This window comes from Paraburkholderia fungorum (assembly GCF_900099835.1).
GTDB classification, from domain to species: Bacteria; Pseudomonadota; Gammaproteobacteria; order Burkholderiales; family Burkholderiaceae; genus Paraburkholderia; species Paraburkholderia fungorum_A.
The window spans coordinates 2,547,066-2,563,218 of the sequence record NZ_FNKP01000002.1 but is presented as its reverse complement, the minus strand read 5'-3'; the positions used below and the strand labels follow the sequence as shown (position 1 = coordinate 2,563,218).

The following is a 16,153-nucleotide window of genomic DNA, read 5'->3' as shown; positions in this document are numbered from 1 at the left end:
GCCCAACCCCGAAGCCATTCACGCAATTCACACGATTCACGCCATGACTACACCTCAAGAACTCAAAGCAATCGTTTCGGAAGGTCTGCTGTCCTTCCCCGTCACCGACTTCGACGCACAAGGCAACTTCCGCGCCGACACGTACGCTGAGCGCCTCGACTGGCTCGCTCCGTACGGCGCATCGGCGCTGTTCGTGGCGGGCGGCACGGGCGAATTCTTCTCGCTGACGCATGACGATTACTCGAAGGTCGTGAAGACCGCCACCGAAGTCTGCAAGGGCAAGGTGCCGATCCTGGCGGGTGCAGGCGGCCCGACGCGCGTCGCGATCGACTACGCGAAGGAAGCCGAGCGTCACGGCGCCAACGGCATTCTGCTGATGCCGCATTACCTGACCGAAGCCTGCCAGGAAGGTATCGCCGCGCACGCTGAAGAAGTGTGTAAAGCCGTGCCGAACATGGGCGTGATCATCTACAACCGCGCCAATTCGAAGCTCAACGCGGACATGCTCGAAGGCCTGGCGGAACGCTGCCCGAACCTGATCGGCTTCAAGGACGGCGTGGGCGAGATCGAAAACATGGTGACGATCCGCCGCCGTCTGGGCGACCGCTTCTCTTACCTCGGCGGCCTGCCGACCGCGGAAGTCTACGCAGCGGCATACAAGGCGCTGGGCGTGCCGGTGTACTCGTCGGCAGTGTTCAACTTCATCCCGAAGACGGCGATGGACTTCTACCGCGCGATTGCCGCCGACGACCACGCAACGGTCGGCAAGCTGATCGACGACTTCTTCCTGCCGTACCTGAAGATCCGCAACCGTCGTGCTGGCTACGCAGTCAGCATCGTCAAGGCCGGCGCGAAGCTGGTCGGCCACGACGCAGGCCCGGTCCGCGCACCGCTGACCAATCTGACCGAAGAAGAAGTCGGCATGCTCGACGTGCTGATCAAGAAGCTCGGCGCGCAGTAATGCAGCCGCCACGGTCGCGGCAACATCGCGGCCGTGCGAATTTGAAGACCATGAAAAAACGCCCGGGACAATTGTGTCGCCGGGCGTTTTTTATTCGAGCGGATGTTGTGGCTAGCTCTTGCGAAACACCACATGCGAGATGCGCTGCACCAGCAACGCGGCGACCAGCGAAGCCACCGCAGTCAGCCACACGCCGATATGAATCGACTGCACCAGCGCATCGCGTGCGGAGTCGATCAGCGCCAACGTGTCCAGCCCTGAGGTTTTCATATCCGCGATCAACTGCGTGCGCGAAGCGTCGTCGATAAGAATACGCAGGTCGACAAAACGCGGCCGCCATTGCGACGCCGCAGGCTCGCCGAGCACGCTCATCGTCCGCGTGACGACGTTGCTGTAGTGATGCGACACGACAGTCGCGACGATGCTCGTGCCGAGCATGCCGCCCACCATCCGCGTGGATTGCAGCAACGCGGTCGTGATGCCGAAGCGCTCGCGGCCGGCAATCTCCTGGGCGAACACGTTCAGATTGTTGAGGATGAAGCCGAGGCCGATGCCGACCGCCGCCATCGGCAATTCGATCCGGAAGGTCGGCGTATCGGGATTCGCGAACGCGATGCCGATCGATGCGAACAGCAGCAGGACGAAGCCGATCGACAGAATCTGCGTGGGCTTTTTCATGTGAACCACGATGCGCGTATTCAGCAGGCTGCCGAGCGCGATGCATGCGGCAATCGGCGTGGCGAGCAAGCCGGCCTGTTGCGGCGACAAGCCGAAGCCGCCCTGCAACAGCAACGGCGCGAAGAAGATCAGCGAAAACATCGTGAAGCCGGACAGCATGCCGAGCGTGAACAGCGTGACGAGTTGCGGGTCTTTGAACAGATCGAGCGGAATGATGGGATGCGTGGCGCGCTTTTCGCAGATCAGCAACGCGACGGTGCCCGCAATCACGCATACGCCGAGGATGAGCATGCCCACGGTCAGACCATGTTTGGGCACACCTTCGATAAACGCCTGCAAGCCGCCGAGCACACCGGCGACCAGCGCCGCACCGAGCCAGTCGATCTTCACCTCGCCGTCATGCGGGCGACGGAAAGCCGGCAGATGCGCCCAGATGAAGTACAGCGCCGCCGCGCCGACCGGCAGGTTGATCAGGAAAGTCGAGCGCCAGCCCCAGTGCTCGCTCATCCAGCCGCCGAGCGACGGACCGGCGGCCGTGCCGATGCCGTACGCGGCGGCCATCACCACCTGCCAGCGAACCCGCGCACGCGGATCGGGGAACAGATCGGGAATCGACGCGAACGCGGTGCCGACCATCATCCCGCCGCCGACGCCCTGCAAGCCGCGCGCGATCACCAGAAACAGCATGTCGTTGGCGACGCCGCAAAGCACGGAGGCCACTGTGAACACGATCACTGCGGCAATCACGAAGCGCTTGCGGCCGAAGTAGTCGCCGAGACGCCCGAACACCGGCACCGTCACGACCGACGCCAGCAGGTAGGCGCTGGCGATCCATGCGTAGTACTCGAAGCCGTGCAGTTCGGCGACGATCGACGGCAACGCGGTGCTGACCACGGTCTGGTCGAGCGCGACCAGCATGTTGACGAGGCCGATGCCAAGCATCGCGAACAGGGCGTTTCGAAACGGAAGGGCGGTCGTAGTGCTGGTCGGGGTCGAGTTCACGGAGCGGGCCGGGGGCGGTTCAGGTTGGGCGCTGCGCGGCGTGGAAGGGGCGGCAGGCCAAGGATCATGACGACTATATCGTGAAGTTGTCTGACCTCTTGGTAGGGAATTATACGGGTTTTCCCTTAGTCGAAATTATTTTCTCGCGCCGCCGAGCGAAAATTGGACGCAAAAAAGCCGTGCGGCGCGCGCACGGCTTGGTGAAGCGGGATGGTTATACGATGTCGTCCGCTAAGGCGAGTGTTGGTTTTACGTCAGCCGCTCGGCCGCTCAGCCGAAGCTCGGACTTTTGCCCAGCGCCATCGCCATGGCCTGCATCGCGACGAGATAACCGCTCGCGCCGAGTCCGCAGATCACGCCGGTCGCCGCGCGCGAGATCAGCGAATGGCGGTAGGTTTCGTCGCGCTTATGAATATTGGTGATGTGCAGCTCGATCAACGGACGCTCGATCAGCTTGACCGCGTCCAGCACCGGCACCGACGCAAACGAAAATCCCGCCGGATTGATGATGACCGCCGCATCGCGCTCGAACGCTTCCTGCAGCCAGTCGACCATCGTCGCTTCGCTGTTGGTCTGGCGGAATTCGCATTGGAGTTCGAGCCGGTTCGCGAGCGCTTCCACCTGCTGCTGGATCTGCGCGAGCGTGGTCGTGCCATAGAGATGCGGCTCGCGCTTGCCCAGCATGTTCAGGTTCGAGCCATTCAGTACATAAACGAGTTCAGTCATTATTCAGTCGCCTGTTTGCAAAATTCAGTGTGATGCGGGACGGCCCGATGCGGGGCGTTACATGCGGTGGCTGTTGCTCACGCCCGCCGTTGCAAAATCCGCGTCGCCCGTGACGGCCGCTGCCGAGTCGGTGCGATTCATATCGATGCCGAGCGTTTCGCGAGCGGTCAGGATCATCACGAGCGAAATCACGTTGAAGACCACGCATACCGCGACGACGCCCCACGGCGAGCCGTTGCAGACGGAAAAGAGCCACACGGCCAGCACCGGCATCGGACCGCCCGCCACCAGATTGGCGCCGGTATAAGCGAGCGCCGAGCCGGAATAGCGCACGTTGGTCGGAAAAGCTTCGGCGAACGCGACCGGCTGAATGCCGCTCTGGAACTGCGTGAAGCCGAGGAAGAAGCCCATTGCGGCGAGCATCGGCAGGAAGCTGCGGGTGTCGAGAATCTGGAAGTACACGAAGAGCATCAGCAGCGTCGCGGTCGAGCCGATCGCGAGCGCCTTCTTGCGGCCGATCCGGTCGCTCAGCATCCCGCCGGCCAGCGCGCCGACGATCGCGCAGACGTTCGCGCCCATCAGCAGCAGAAAGCCAGTTTGCTTCGGAATCGCCAGCGTCTTCGTGATGTAGCTCAGCGAGAACACGACGATCAGGTAGAAGATCGCCGCCGGGCCGCAGAAGAACAGCATCCAGCGCAGAACGGTGCGCCAGTGAAGCCGCAGCGCGTCGCGCAACGGACTGCCGACGTGCACGACGTCGGTTTTGCGCAGCGCGACGAACGCGGGCGTCTCGCTCACTTTCAGCCGGATGTACAGGCCGACGATCACGAGAATGAAGCTCAGCACGAACGGAATGCGCCAGCCGTACGATTCGAACGCCTGCGCCGGCAATGTCGACGACAGCAGCAAGAGCACGCCGTTCGCCATGATCTGGCTCAGCGGCGAGCACAGGCCGAGCAGTCCCGAGTATTTGCCGCGCCGGTCGGGGCTGGCGTGTTCGATCGCCATCAATTGCGCGCCGGTCGATTCGCCGCCCAGCGCGAAGCCTTGCAGAATCCGCAGCAGCACGAGCAGGACCGGCGCCCATACGCCGATGCTCGCGTAAGTCGGCAACAAGCCCATCGCCATCGACGCCACGCCCATCACGGTGACGGTGCCGAGCATCAGATTGCGCCGGCCGAGTTTGTCGCCGAGGTGGCCGCAGATGATCGCGCCGAGCGGCCGAGCGGCAAGCCCGACGCCGAAGGTCGCGAGCGACGCGAGCAGCGCGGACGTGGGGTCCATCGACGGGAAAAAGAGCCTGGGCAAAATCGTTGCGGCGAGCGCGCCGTACAGCGTGAAGTCGAACCACTCGAGCGCGGTGCCGATCGCGGCGGCGGTCACCGCTCGCGTGCGCATCGCGGCGTGCGTGCCGGGTTGTGCGTCCTGAATCATGTCGTCTCCTTGACCTTGGGCTGCACGGAATGTCGGGTGAAGAGTCATCGCCGTTCACCTGCTTCCGCGCTTTTGTCTGTTTGTTTCGTTCGATAAAACCGGCGCGTTTTCGCGGCTTCGAAAGCGGCTTTACAAGCTGCGTCAAAAGCCGTCTCAAACCAGAATCGCGACCTTGAAAACAGCTTAGCACCCCTAGGTGGGATGCCATTCCAGGGTGGAATTCGATCTCATAATGTGCAAAACTGCCTTTCGCCAGATCGCGTTCAAGCGACGCAAACGCACGCAGGAATGCGCGCGACAACACACGCCACATCAAACGAAAACACGGAGACAGACATGCCCGGCGTCACCGAACGCACCCTCGCCGTCCTCGAATTTCTCGCCACGCAGATGGAGGGCACGCCGCTCGCAATGATCGCCGACGAACTCGATATTCCGAGAAGCGCGTGTCACCGGCTGCTGGTCGATCTGAAGCAATGCGGTTATGTGCGGCAATTGCGCGAGCACGGCGATTACGTGCTCACCACGAAACTCGTCGGCCTCGGACTCGGCTTTCTCGCGACGTCCGGCATCGTCGACATCGCGCAAACCATGCTCGACCGGCTGGCGGAAACATCGGGCGAACTGGTGCGGCTCGCCATCGTCGACGGCGACCGGTTGACGTGGGTCGCGAAGGCGCAAGGCGCGCTGAAGGGATTGCGCTACGACCCCGACATGGGCATGGACACGATCCTGTCGTGCAGCGCCACGGGTCACGCATGGATGATGACGATGACCGACGAACGCGCGCTCGAACTCGTGTCGCGCCAAGGCTTCGGTCAGCCGAAACAGTACGGGCCGAACGCGCCGACCACGATTGCAGGATTGCTGACGTTCGTCCACGCCGCGAGGGAGCGAGGCTACGCGACGATCAACGAGGTGTTCGCGCCCGGCATGACGGCGATGGCCGCGCCGGTGCAGCGGCGCGGCTATGCGGCGATGGGCGTGATCAGCATTGCCGGGCCGCTGGTCCGGCTCGATGAAAAGCGCATGGAGAAGCTGGGCCCGACGCTGCTGGCCGCCGCGTCGGAACTGGCGGCGGCGAGCCACGCGTCGCCGCTGTTCAGCCGGCGGTAATCAACCGCGCGGGTTTATTGCGGGATGATCCGCTCGGCTTTCAGGCGATCGAACAACGCGAAGAACGCATCCGGCGTGCCTTGATAATCGAGGAAGCCGGCTTTGCGGCTCTTCGTCATATCGGTGAGCACTTCCATCGGACGGCCGAGGTCGGCGTCGGTATGCCACCACGACGCGAGCTTGCCGATGTCCGCTTCCTTCAGATCGAAGCGCGCGGCGATCTCGGCCCACGTCGTTCCCGCGTCCTGCATACGGCCTTCGAGCGGACGCGTTTCGCCGTCGAACGGCGCCGCTTCAATGCCGAAATACGCAGCGATCTGCGACCACATCCATTGCCAGCGGAACACGTCGCCGTTGACCACGTTGAAATCTTCGTTGCGTGCATTCGGGGATGTCGCGGCCCATTCGAGATGTCGCGCGAGCAGCGTCGCGTCGGTCATGTCGGTGAGACTGTTCCATTGCGCCGCCGACCCCGGAAAGACAAACGGCTGACCGGTCGCCTTGCACAACGATGCATAGACCGCGAGCGTCACGCCCATGTTCATCGCATTGCCGAGCGCGTAGCCGATGATCGTATGCGGACGATGCACGCTCCAGCTGAAGCCGTAACGCTTTGCCGCGTCGAACAGCCGGTCTTCCTGCTCGTAGTAAAAGTTGTCGACCGGCTGCCGGCCCTGTTCCTCGCGAAACGGCGTGATCGGCACCGCGCCGGTCGCATAGGCTTCGAACGGTCCGAGATAGTGCTTCAGACCGGTCACGAGCGCGGCATGCACGAGCGTGCCGGACGGCCCGATGGCGTCCATCACGTTCTGCACCATCGCGCCGTTCACGCGAATGTTTTCCTTTTCCGTGGCCTGCCGCGACCAGGCGGTAAAAAACACGTGGGTGAACGACTTGCCGGCCAGCGCCGCGGTGACGGAATCGGCGGAATTCAGATCGGCGGTGATCGATTCGATCGACGGCGAGACGGGCGTGCGGCCGCGCGACAGTCCGCTGACGTGCCAGCCGTTGGCGACCAGCCGATCGGCGAGATTACCGCCGACAATGCCGCTCGCGCCAATGATGAGTGCTCGTTTTTCCATGAGAGTGATGTCGTCGAATGAAGGCTTGTGGACACGGTGAGGTTCTGCGACCGGGTTGAACCGCGAGCTAAATGTCTCCAGCATCAGAAGGGACCTGCGTTAGGGCGACCGGTTCAGCGGGAGGCCGGGGCAACGCGAGGTCCGGTGCCGCGATTATCGGCCTGTTTGACGATGAGCGTCCGGTCGCTGCCGGCGGACGCTTTTATTGGAAGGGGGTGAGCGGGCCGGCCCGCCAGCCCGCCAGCCAGCCCGCCCGCCAGCCCGCCAGCCGGGTGGCTGGGTAGCCCTCAGCCCTTGGCCCATGCCGTGGCCATCTCCCGCGCGAAGTCCCGATACGAGCGCGGCGCTCGCCCCAGCAAGCTCGTCAGCCGTTCGACCTCGGCCGCCGATGCCGCCGCGCCGTCCTGCTGATAGCGGCTCATCATCAGACGCATGTCATAAGCGAGCCACGGCGGCGCGGCTGCCTTCAGACGTTGTTCGAGCAAGTCGAGATCGTCGCCGCCGTAGCGCACCGTCCGTCCCAGTGCTTCGGCCCAGATCGACGCCACGGTTTGCGCATCGATTGCGTCAGGGCCGACAAGTTCGTAGGTCTCGCGCGGCAGCGGGCCGGCGGCGCGTTCGCGGCGCAACAGTTCGCGCGCGGCGGCATCGCCGATATCGCGGACGTCGACCATCGAAATTCCCTTCGAGCCGATGGGCATCCCGTACACACCGTGCGCGAGCAGCGGATCTTTCTGCCGCACGTCGTTCTGGATGAAGTATGCCGGGCGCAACACGGTGGCCGGAAGATCGCAATGCTCGATCATCCGCTCGACCGTGTATTTGCTGGTGAAGTGCGGCACGTCGACATATTCCGCACCTTTGAACACCGACAGATACACCACGCCTTTCACGCCGGTTTCGCGGGCCACGCTCAGAGCCTGAAGCGCTTGCGTGAGTTCGTCGGCGGCATTCGGGGCAAGCAGGAACAGCGTGCTGACGCCGTTCATCGCGCGACGCAAGCCGTCCACGTCGGACAGATCGCCCTGTACCGCCACGACGCCTGCGGGAAACTGCGCTTTTTCCGGCGAACGCGTGAGCGCGCGAATCTCCACGCCGCTGCCGTTCAGATGATCGAGAACCTGCTTGCCGATGACGCCTGTGCTACCGGTTACGAGAATGGCCATGACTTTCTCCCTGGATGGTGGGACTGGAATCAGTCCGTCAGGGAGAACAATAGGCGTTCCACTCGCGCACCGAAAGTGCCAGAATTCAGACGAACCGTCTCATTTATGGAACGATTATGGATCTGACTTCACTAGCCGATTTCAATGCGGTCGCGCTGCATGGAGGCTTTGGGCCTGCGGGCCGGGCGCTGAATCGTCCGAAGGCCACGCTGTCGCGGCGCGTGGCGGAACTGGAGGAGCAACTCGGCGTGCGCCTGATCGAGCGCGGCTCGCGCACGCTGCGTCTGACCGAGGAAGGCCGGGTTCTGCACGAGCGCACGCGCGGCCCGATGACCGAGATTCAGGAGGCGGGCGAAGACGTCGCGTCGAGTGCGCCGGTGCCGCGCGGACGCTTGCGAATCAGCGCGCCAATCGTGTTCGCGCACGTGGTGCTGTGCCGGATCGCGACGCGCTTTGCGTTGGCTTATCCGCAGGTCGAACTGGAAGTCGTCGCGGAAGATCGCCGGGCCGATCCGGTGGAGGATGGTTACGACCTCGTGATCCGCATCAATCCTCCGCGAGACGAGTTGCTGATTGGGCGGCGCATTTACAGCGACGAACGGATGGTGGTCGCCGCGCCGGCGATGGCGCGTCCGCCGCAATCGCCCGCCGATACCACTGCGTTGCCGGTGCCCGCTGTCGTGCTGTCGGCGGCGGCCGGCGGCTCGATCTGGACGATGCGAGCCGCCGACGGCTCGCTGGGTTCACTCGCGCCGATGCCCGTACTGCGGCTCTCGTCGCTGCTGATGGTGCGCGAAGCCGTGCTCGAAGGCGTGGGCGCGGCGCTGTTGCCGCGACTGCTGGTCGAGCGGGATGTGTCCGCCGGACGGCTGGTTTGCTGGGGCAAGCCCGAAGAGCCGCCGGTTGAAATCTGGGCGCTGTACAACTCGCGCCGCTTGCTGAGCGTCAAGGTGCGGGCGTTCATGAATCTGCTGGACGATTTGCAGGGATGGGAGTGCGGGGCGGCGTGACGTGCGCGAACGCACATCGCTGCTCATTGTCCGGCCGACACAATGAGCGGTCCGCGCGCGAGCCGCCGCTGCGAATCTGCGCGCCGCGTAACCATGGGCGGCGTTTTGCTTCGCCCGTCGCGACGCCGCATTCGTTCCAATGCTCCCGGAGGATTCGATCTGTATCGCGCTCCGACACGCTTTCGCGCAATCACCCCGCGTGGGCACACCGCGATGCAGACGCACGCCGGACAGCCCCGCGCGCGTTTGCGGCTGTGTGTGGGTGTCGTCGGCGGCGTGGCGCTGCTCTTTTGCACATCCAGCGTCGCGGCGCCTGACGGAAACGGCGGCTTCGTGTCGCTATACGGCGTGCTCGACACCAGCATCGAAATCACCGATCCGGGCTCCGGGTGGACGCCGCGCATGGACTCAGGCGCCTATCGCGGATCACGCGTCGGCCTGCGCGGTTCGGAGCCGATCGGCGACGACACCGCGATTGTGTTCACGCTGGAAAACGGTTTCGGCTCAACCGACGGCACGTTTCAAAGCCCCGGCGTGCTGTTCAACCGCCAGGCCTGGATCGGCGCACGCGGCCCGTGGGGCGAGGTGCGTTTCGGTCGCCAGTATTCGCCGATCTACATCCCGTTCAAAGGCGATCTCGATGCTTTCGGCGCAGGCACGATCGCGTCCGGCCTCAACAACCTGTCGAAGATCACGCCGTACGCGAGTAACGCGCTGACGTATCTGTCGCCCGTGGTCGGCGGCTTCGACGCCACCGTGATGATGGCGACGCGCGATCCATCGGAGGACGACGGCAACGGGATCGACGGCTACTACGTGACTGCCGGCTATCGGTTCGATCGGCTGAAACTGCTTTACGCGCGTCAGCAGACACATGGCGCGGGGGCATTGCGGGCGAATCTCGGCGGCGCGAGCTACGCGTTCGACAAGATCCGCGTGTGGCTCGCGTTCTTCAACGGCGATGGCGGCACGCCGCTCTATCACGGCGCGGGCGGGTCGGTGTCCGCGCAATACAGTTTTTCCCCGCGCGCGCGGGCGTCGCTCGGCTACGCGCACGTGCGCGATTATTCAACCGGGAGCGCGAGCGCCGACCAGTTCAGCGCGGCATTCGAATATGAGTTTTCGCGGACGTTGCTGGTCTACTTCAGCGCCGCCTATCTGTCGAATCACGACGACGCGCGCTTTACGTTGCGAGGCGTCAATGTGACCGGGTTGCCGGTTGCGTATCCGGGCGCGCCGGTCGCGGGCGTGCAACTCGGCGTGGTGCAACGGTTTTAATGCTTCCGGCCACGCGTGAGGGTCAGCGGAAACATCGGCCACGCCAATTTACATGCACGGATTCATTGCGTCGCCGGATATCCGCGCGATTGAAAAATCGATTGAATTTTGTCGATCCGCTTTCGGCGAGTTCGAGAAAGATGACAGGATTGCCATCTAATCACGCTGGCAATCCGCTTTGTATTATTTTGTAAAATTAAATTAACAAAAAAAATGGCCGACACAGAGTGTCGGCCAAAAGATTCTGGCGTCCGAGGGATGCTTGCCAGAACCTGAGAGACGGTAATCAGCAATTTCCCGACGATTTAACAATTTGCCGCGGCGATATGACGGGACGTTAAGTTGATATCGAAAAATTGCAGCGGTTTGGTTTCGATGGGTGGCGCTTTTGAAACGCTGAGGCGGCCTGCATGGCAGCACAGCGGCTCTGCTGGGCGTGATCTTAAACCAAAACGCATCAACGTGATTATATGGATGTCGATAAATTTTGTCGTTGAGACCGGTCTTAATTAATCTGGCGCTACATCTGATAAATACATAGGGTTTTCCCTGATCTAGGCGAATTTTTGTTCAGTACACTGATAGTAATTACTCACTGAATCAGATCGGCATTTCTCGGAGGACCAATACCTATTTCGATCAACCCACATTTTGGGCATTCGTGAATTTCACGCTGCGCAGGTGTATCCGGATATAACGCGCATAGCGAACCGTCAATGCGCTTTTTGACGCGCCTCGCCGCCGGTTACTATCGGCTTGCCTCATCTGAAATGTGTATCCCGCCCATTCAAAAGGACGCAATCATGGATCGCAATGAAGTCACGAAGAAAATCGTCGCCGCCAAAGTCGCGGGCAAGATGACGTGGAGCGAAATTGCCGCGAAGATCGGCAAGAGCAAGGAGTGGACGACCGCCGCGCTGCTCGGCCAGATGACGCTCGACGTGAAGCAGGCGGCGGTTGCGCGGGAGTTGTTCGATCTGACCGACGAAGAAACCGCGTGGCTGCAAATCGTCCCCTACAAAGGTTCACTGGAGAGCGCGGTACCGACCGATCCGCTGATTTATCGCTGGTATGAAATCGTCAACGTGTATGGGACCACGATCAAGGAACTGATCCACGAAGAGTTCGGCGACGGCATCATGAGCGCGATCGATTTTTCGATGGATATCCAGCGCGAACCCAATGCAAACGGCGACCGCGTTCAGGTCGTGCTGAGCGGCAAATTCCTTCCGTACAAGTCGTATTGAATACGCGGAACGCCTGCCGTGCGGGCGTCAGCAGAATCCATCGCAGTGAAGCTATGCTAGCGGTTTCGTCCACCCCAAGGAGCAATCGATGAAACAGTCAGCAGGTTCGATGGTCACGTTCAGCCGCCCCGATGGTCAGCAGCTTCAGGGCTATCTGGCCAAGCCGGAGAAAACGGAAGGCGCGCCCGCGATCGTCGTGATTCAGGAGTGGTGGGGCTTGAACGACCAGATTCGCGGCGTGGCCGACCGGCTCGCGGCGGCGGGCTATCTGGCGCTGGTGCCCGATCTTTATCGCGGCAAATCGACAGTCGAAGAGGAAGAAGCGCACCACCTGATGAGCGGGCTCGATTTCGGCGACACAGCCACCCAGGACGTGCGCGGCGCGGTCCAGTATCTGAAGCAGCAGGCGGACAAGGTGGCCGTGACCGGCTACTGCATGGGCGGCGCGCTCACGTTGCTCGCGCTGTGCAACATCCCCGAAGTGGCGGCGGGTGCGGTGTGGTACGGCTTCCCTCCGCTGGACTACATCGATGCATCGAAAATCAAGGTGCCGGTGATCGGTCAGTGGGCGCTGCAGGATGAGTTCTTCCCCGCCGAGACGGTCGACGCGCTGGAGAAGAAGCTCAACGAAGCCAATGTCGATGTCGAGTTTCATCGCTATCTCGCGCATCACGCGTTCGCGAATGAAACGGCGGTCGGTCCGGGCCGCATTGCGAAGACGCAATACGATCCGGTTTGGGCGCAGCAGGCGTGGGATCGTGTGCTGACGTTCTTCGGCCGCACGTTGTGGAAGTGAGCGGGGTTTAAGAATGTCCGGCGTGCGTGCGTGAAATCTGAATCTGCGCGGCACGCCGGAGCGTTTTCCTGTCCATCTTCCGCAACTGCAATCACCGCTTCAGCCTACGCGGCAGGCTTAAAGCTTTGAGCCGCCATCCACATGCAGCGTTTCGCCCGTGATCCAGCGTGCTGCATCCGACGCGAGAAAGGTCACCGCGCCAGCAATGTCGTCCGGTTGCGCGACGCGTTTCAACGCCTGCATGCCTAACGTCACGGCGCGTCCCGCGTCCGTCTTCGTGAAGTTCGACATATCCGTTTCGACGACGCCCGGTGCGACCGCATTCACGCGAATGCCACGTTCGCCGAGTGCGGACGCGAAGTGCGTGACGAGCGTGCTCACCGCGCCCTTGGTGGCCGCGTAGGCCGGCAGCGTGCCGACAGCCGTGCGTGCCGCGAGCGACGACAGCAACACCACGCTGCTGCCCTCGCACATTACCGGCAACAACTGCTGGACGAGAAAGTAGGGCGCACGCACGTTCACCGCGAACAGGTCGTCGAAATCGGCGACGGTCGTGTCCTCGATCGTGGCCGCTTTTGAAATGCCTGCGTTCGCGACCAGGATATCGAGGCGCTGTCCGATGACGGCGCGGACCTGTTTCGCCAGCGCATGCGGGCCGTCCGCGTTGCGCAGATCGGCGGCGACCTTTTGCGCATTGCCGCCCGCCGCGCGAATTTCCGCGACAACGGCATCGGCTTCTTTCTCCGCGCTGCTGTAGTGGACGAGAACCTGCGCGCCCGCGCTGGCGAGGGCGAGTGCCGTGGCGCGGCCGATGCCGCGTGATGCACCAGTGACGAGTGCGGTTTTACCGGCGAGATTGTTCATGATTAGACTCCGTTGGATCGATTGAAAAGGTTGCGGTTGGCGTGTCTGGGCCGCTCATTCGCCGTCGCTTAGAAACTGCTCGACGTGCGTGACAAAGCGTTCCGGGTACTGATAAAGCGAGCCGTGATTCGCATCGGGATAAATGATCAGCTGCGCATTCGGAATGTTTTGCTGAAGAATCCACGAGTTGATCGAGTAGATGATCACGTCGTTATCGCCGTTGATCACGAGCGTCGGCTGCTGAAGCGCGTGCAGATAGTCGAACGGGTTTTCGCGCGGTGCGCCCCATTTGGCGAGCGCCGCCAGTTGAGCCGGCGCGACTTTCTCGTTGGCATCCGGGTCGCGCCCTTCGCTGCGCAGACGAAAGCGCTGCACGAACATGCGGCCTGCCGCCTGGCTCGCCGCCGACGGCGAGAAGTGCACGCGCAGCCACAAATCGTCCGGTTGCGCATACGTGGCGCCGAAGATGTCCTGCGCTTCGGGCGTCAGCGAATTCATCGCTTCGCCGCTGCGCGGGCCGGTGCCGACCAGAATCAGACGTCGCACCAGCTGCGGCTCGGCGAGTGCGAGCGTTTGTGCAATCAGACCGCCCATCGAAAAGCCGAGCACGTCGACCTTTGTCAGGCCCAGTGCCTTGATGAACGCGGCGGCGTTGGCCGCCATTTCCTCGATCGATTCCGACACGTCGCCGGACGTGCTCGAAATACCCGCGTTGTTGAACAGGATCACTTCGCGATGCTGGGCGAAGCCGTCGGTCACGGCCGGATCCCAGTGATCCATCGTGCCGGTGAAGTGGATGTTGAACACCAGCGGCACGCCGCCCGCCTTGCCGAAGCGGCGATACGCAAAGCGAATGCCGTTGGCGTCGACGTACTGCGTCGGGGCCGTTTGATGGGTATGGCGGGTTGCGGCAATTTCATTCGAATCGATGGGCTGGTTCATTTCCGGTTCCTCTGCGATATAGATGAAAGGCATGGTGCGGCGGCGCTTTACGGCGGGTGTTCTGCGGTGAATTCTCTTCGCGTCGCTGCCTGATGTGTAATGTAGCCAGACCTTGCGCAAAGGAAAAAGACTTTGTAGGCTGGAAGGCATGCCTATGAGGCATACCACCGCCTACCCCGCCGACCGAATCAAGAGGATGTATGGAGCTTCGACATTTGCGTTATTTCGTGGCCGTCGCCGAAACGGGCAGCCTGACTGTCGCGGCGGAACGGCGTTTGCATACGTCGCAGCCGTCGCTAAGCAGACAGATTCGCGATCTGGAAGACGAAGTGGGGGCGGAGCTGTTCAGCCGCAGCGCGCGCGGTGTCGAACTGACGGCGGCGGGCAAGGCTTTCCTCGATCACGCGCGACTGGCGTTGACGCAGGTCGACGCCGCCACCGAAGCCGCACGCCGGGCGGCGCGTCCGGCCAAGCCGGTTTTCGCTTTAGGGTTTCTGACCGGGCAGGAAATGACGTGGCTGCCGCGCGCGATGCAGGTGCTGCGCGACGAACTGCCGAATATCGACGTCACGGTGTCGAGCCACTATTCGCCGGATCTCGCCGACTCGCTCGCGCGCGGCAAGCTCGATTTAGCGTTTCTGCGCGCCGAGCCGGGTTTCGATCTCGACTATCGCGTGGTGAGCCGCGAGAAGCTTGTCGTGCTGATGCCGAGCGATCACCGTCTGACCCAGCGAACCTCGATCCGCCCGGAGGACTTTGCCGGAGAGACGTTCATCATGGCGTCGAACAAGGCGCGGGTGCTGCACGAGGTGATCGAGCAGTATTTGCGCGAGCATGGGGTAAGCGTCACGTCCACGCACGGCGTCGACAATCTGGCGATGGCCATGTCGCTGGTGGCGTCCACGCGCGGGCTGGCGCTGATGCCGGAGTATGCGAACAATCTGCTGCCGTGGTCGGTGGTCAGCCGGCCGCTGGAGGGTGACACGCCTACCGTCGATCTGGTGGTGGGTTATAGCCGGGCGAATACGTCGCCGGTATTGAAGCTGTTTTTGTCGAAGGCGGAAGAGTTGGTGTTTTGATGCGCGATGGCATCCAGTCAAAGCGACGCCGATCCTTGTGCAAGGCGTGACGTCGCTCCGACGCGTGCGCGCCTTTCAGTTGCCGAACAGTGAAGCCTGCACGCCGTAGTCCGGCGTCGTCGCAGCACGCGCTGGCCTGGTGCGCGGCTTCACTTCCACTGCTCGCGGTTGAGTTGGCATCTGCCTGTCAGCCGCTGCTTCCAGCGAAGTCTGCCCCGCCTCCAGCGACAGCAGAAGCATCTTGTTGGCGAGACCGCCGGCAAAGCCGGTCAACTCGCCCGACGCACCGATCACGCGATGACACGGCGCTACGATCGAAATCGGATTCCGGCCATTCGCCGCACCGACCGCGCGCACCGCATTCACATTGCCGATTTGCGCCGCGATTTCCGAGTAGCTGCGGGTCTGGCCGAACGGAATGGTCAGCAGCGCGTGCCACACCTGCTTCTGGAATTCGGTGCCATGGAAGTCGAGCGGGAGGTCGAATTCGTGCCGCGTGCCGGCGAAGTATTCGGTCAACTGCCGCGCGGTTTCGACCAGCACGGGACGATCGTTGGCTTCGACCATGTCGCCGACGCGCACGCGATTCGGCTTGTCGTTTTCCCAGAGAATGGCGGCGAGGCTGTCGCCATTGGCGACGAGGGTCAATTGACCGACTGGAGAATCCATCAACTTGTATGCGTACTTCACTTGTCCTGCTCCTGACTGGTTGGAGGCACAGATGCCGCGAGGCGAGGTGAGGCGGCTGGATGAATCGCCTGAAGTGCACCGA

The 16,153-nt window shown here is 62.6% G+C and carries 15 protein-coding genes; 7 read left to right on the top strand and 8 right to left on the bottom strand.

Annotated features, from left to right (window positions below; all coding sequences use genetic code 11):
- The first annotated feature begins 43 nt into the window (after positions 1–43).
- Complete coding sequence (kdgD, locus tag BLS41_RS27325) at positions 44–961, top strand: 5-dehydro-4-deoxyglucarate dehydratase (protein WP_074771222.1); 918 nt, start codon at positions 44–46, stop codon at positions 959–961.
- Between the two features lie 111 nt (positions 962–1,072).
- Here the strand turns inward: kdgD and BLS41_RS27320 are convergent, their stop codons facing one another.
- The 3 genes from BLS41_RS27320 to BLS41_RS27310 all read right to left on the bottom strand — a co-directional run bounded on the left by BLS41_RS27320 (position 1,073) and on the right by BLS41_RS27310 (position 4,801).
- Positions 1,073–2,581: an MFS transporter gene (locus BLS41_RS27320; protein ID WP_074770498.1), complete on the bottom strand. Its 1,509-nt coding sequence runs from the start codon at positions 2,579–2,581 to the stop codon at positions 1,073–1,075.
- A 330-nt stretch (positions 2,582–2,911) separates the two neighbouring features.
- The gene (locus BLS41_RS27315) at positions 2,912–3,367 is read right to left on the bottom strand and encodes a type II 3-dehydroquinate dehydratase (protein ID WP_074770497.1); all 456 of its coding nucleotides are present in this window, start codon (positions 3,365–3,367) and stop codon (positions 2,912–2,914) included.
- Positions 3,368–3,424: 57 nt separating this feature from the next.
- Positions 3,425–4,801 (bottom strand): MFS transporter, encoded by a 1,377-nt coding sequence (locus tag BLS41_RS27310; protein WP_074770496.1) that lies wholly within the window; start codon positions 4,799–4,801, stop codon positions 3,425–3,427.
- Between the two features lie 336 nt (positions 4,802–5,137).
- On the opposite strand from BLS41_RS27310, the gene BLS41_RS27305 reads away from it, so the two are divergent.
- Entirely contained in the window at positions 5,138–5,917 is a 780-nt protein-coding gene (locus BLS41_RS27305; RefSeq protein WP_074770495.1) for an IclR family transcriptional regulator, read from the top strand.
- A gap of 14 nt (positions 5,918–5,931) precedes the next feature.
- Here BLS41_RS27305 and BLS41_RS27300 read toward each other — a convergent pair whose 3' ends face one another.
- Positions 5,932–6,999, bottom strand: a complete 1,068-nt coding sequence (locus BLS41_RS27300; RefSeq protein WP_074770494.1) for an SDR family oxidoreductase — start codon at positions 6,997–6,999, stop codon at positions 5,932–5,934.
- 287 nt (positions 7,000–7,286) lie between these two features.
- Positions 7,287–8,165, bottom strand: coding sequence for an NmrA/HSCARG family protein (locus BLS41_RS27295; protein ID WP_074770493.1), 879 nt, complete (start codon positions 8,163–8,165; stop codon positions 7,287–7,289).
- 116 nt (positions 8,166–8,281) lie between these two features.
- Between BLS41_RS27295 and BLS41_RS27290 the strand changes: the two genes are divergently transcribed.
- From BLS41_RS27290 to BLS41_RS27275, 4 genes are all read left to right on the top strand, one after another.
- Positions 8,282–9,175 carry a LysR substrate-binding domain-containing protein gene (locus BLS41_RS27290; protein WP_074770492.1) on the top strand — a complete coding sequence of 298 codons (894 nt, stop codon included), beginning with the start codon at positions 8,282–8,284 and terminating at the stop codon, positions 9,173–9,175.
- A gap of 213 nt (positions 9,176–9,388) precedes the next feature.
- The gene (locus tag BLS41_RS27285; RefSeq protein WP_074771221.1) at positions 9,389–10,453 is read left to right on the top strand and encodes a porin; all 1,065 of its coding nucleotides are present in this window, start codon (positions 9,389–9,391) and stop codon (positions 10,451–10,453) included.
- 803 nt (positions 10,454–11,256) lie between these two features.
- Positions 11,257–11,700 (top strand): cyanase, encoded by a 444-nt coding sequence (cynS, locus tag BLS41_RS27280; RefSeq protein WP_074771220.1) that lies wholly within the window; start codon positions 11,257–11,259, stop codon positions 11,698–11,700.
- Positions 11,701–11,788: 88 nt separating this feature from the next.
- Positions 11,789–12,496, top strand: coding sequence for a dienelactone hydrolase family protein (locus tag BLS41_RS27275; RefSeq protein ID WP_074770491.1), 708 nt, complete (start codon positions 11,789–11,791; stop codon positions 12,494–12,496).
- A gap of 117 nt (positions 12,497–12,613) precedes the next feature.
- Here BLS41_RS27275 and BLS41_RS27270 read toward each other — a convergent pair whose 3' ends face one another.
- Positions 12,614–13,360 (bottom strand): SDR family NAD(P)-dependent oxidoreductase, encoded by a 747-nt coding sequence (locus tag BLS41_RS27270; RefSeq protein ID WP_074770490.1) that lies wholly within the window; start codon positions 13,358–13,360, stop codon positions 12,614–12,616.
- A gap of 54 nt (positions 13,361–13,414) precedes the next feature.
- Positions 13,415–14,302: an alpha/beta fold hydrolase gene (locus BLS41_RS27265; RefSeq protein WP_074771219.1), complete on the bottom strand. Its 888-nt coding sequence runs from the start codon at positions 14,300–14,302 to the stop codon at positions 13,415–13,417.
- A gap of 200 nt (positions 14,303–14,502) precedes the next feature.
- Here BLS41_RS27265 and BLS41_RS27260 point away from each other — a divergent pair, with 200 nt between their 5' ends.
- Positions 14,503–15,381 (top strand): LysR substrate-binding domain-containing protein, encoded by an 879-nt coding sequence (locus BLS41_RS27260; RefSeq protein ID WP_074770489.1) that lies wholly within the window; start codon positions 14,503–14,505, stop codon positions 15,379–15,381.
- A 75-nt stretch (positions 15,382–15,456) separates the two neighbouring features.
- Here BLS41_RS27260 and BLS41_RS27255 read toward each other — a convergent pair whose 3' ends face one another.
- The gene (locus BLS41_RS27255; RefSeq protein ID WP_074770488.1) at positions 15,457–16,071 is read right to left on the bottom strand and encodes a methylated-DNA--[protein]-cysteine S-methyltransferase; all 615 of its coding nucleotides are present in this window, start codon (positions 16,069–16,071) and stop codon (positions 15,457–15,459) included.
- Between the last annotated feature and the right edge of the window lie 82 nt (positions 16,072–16,153).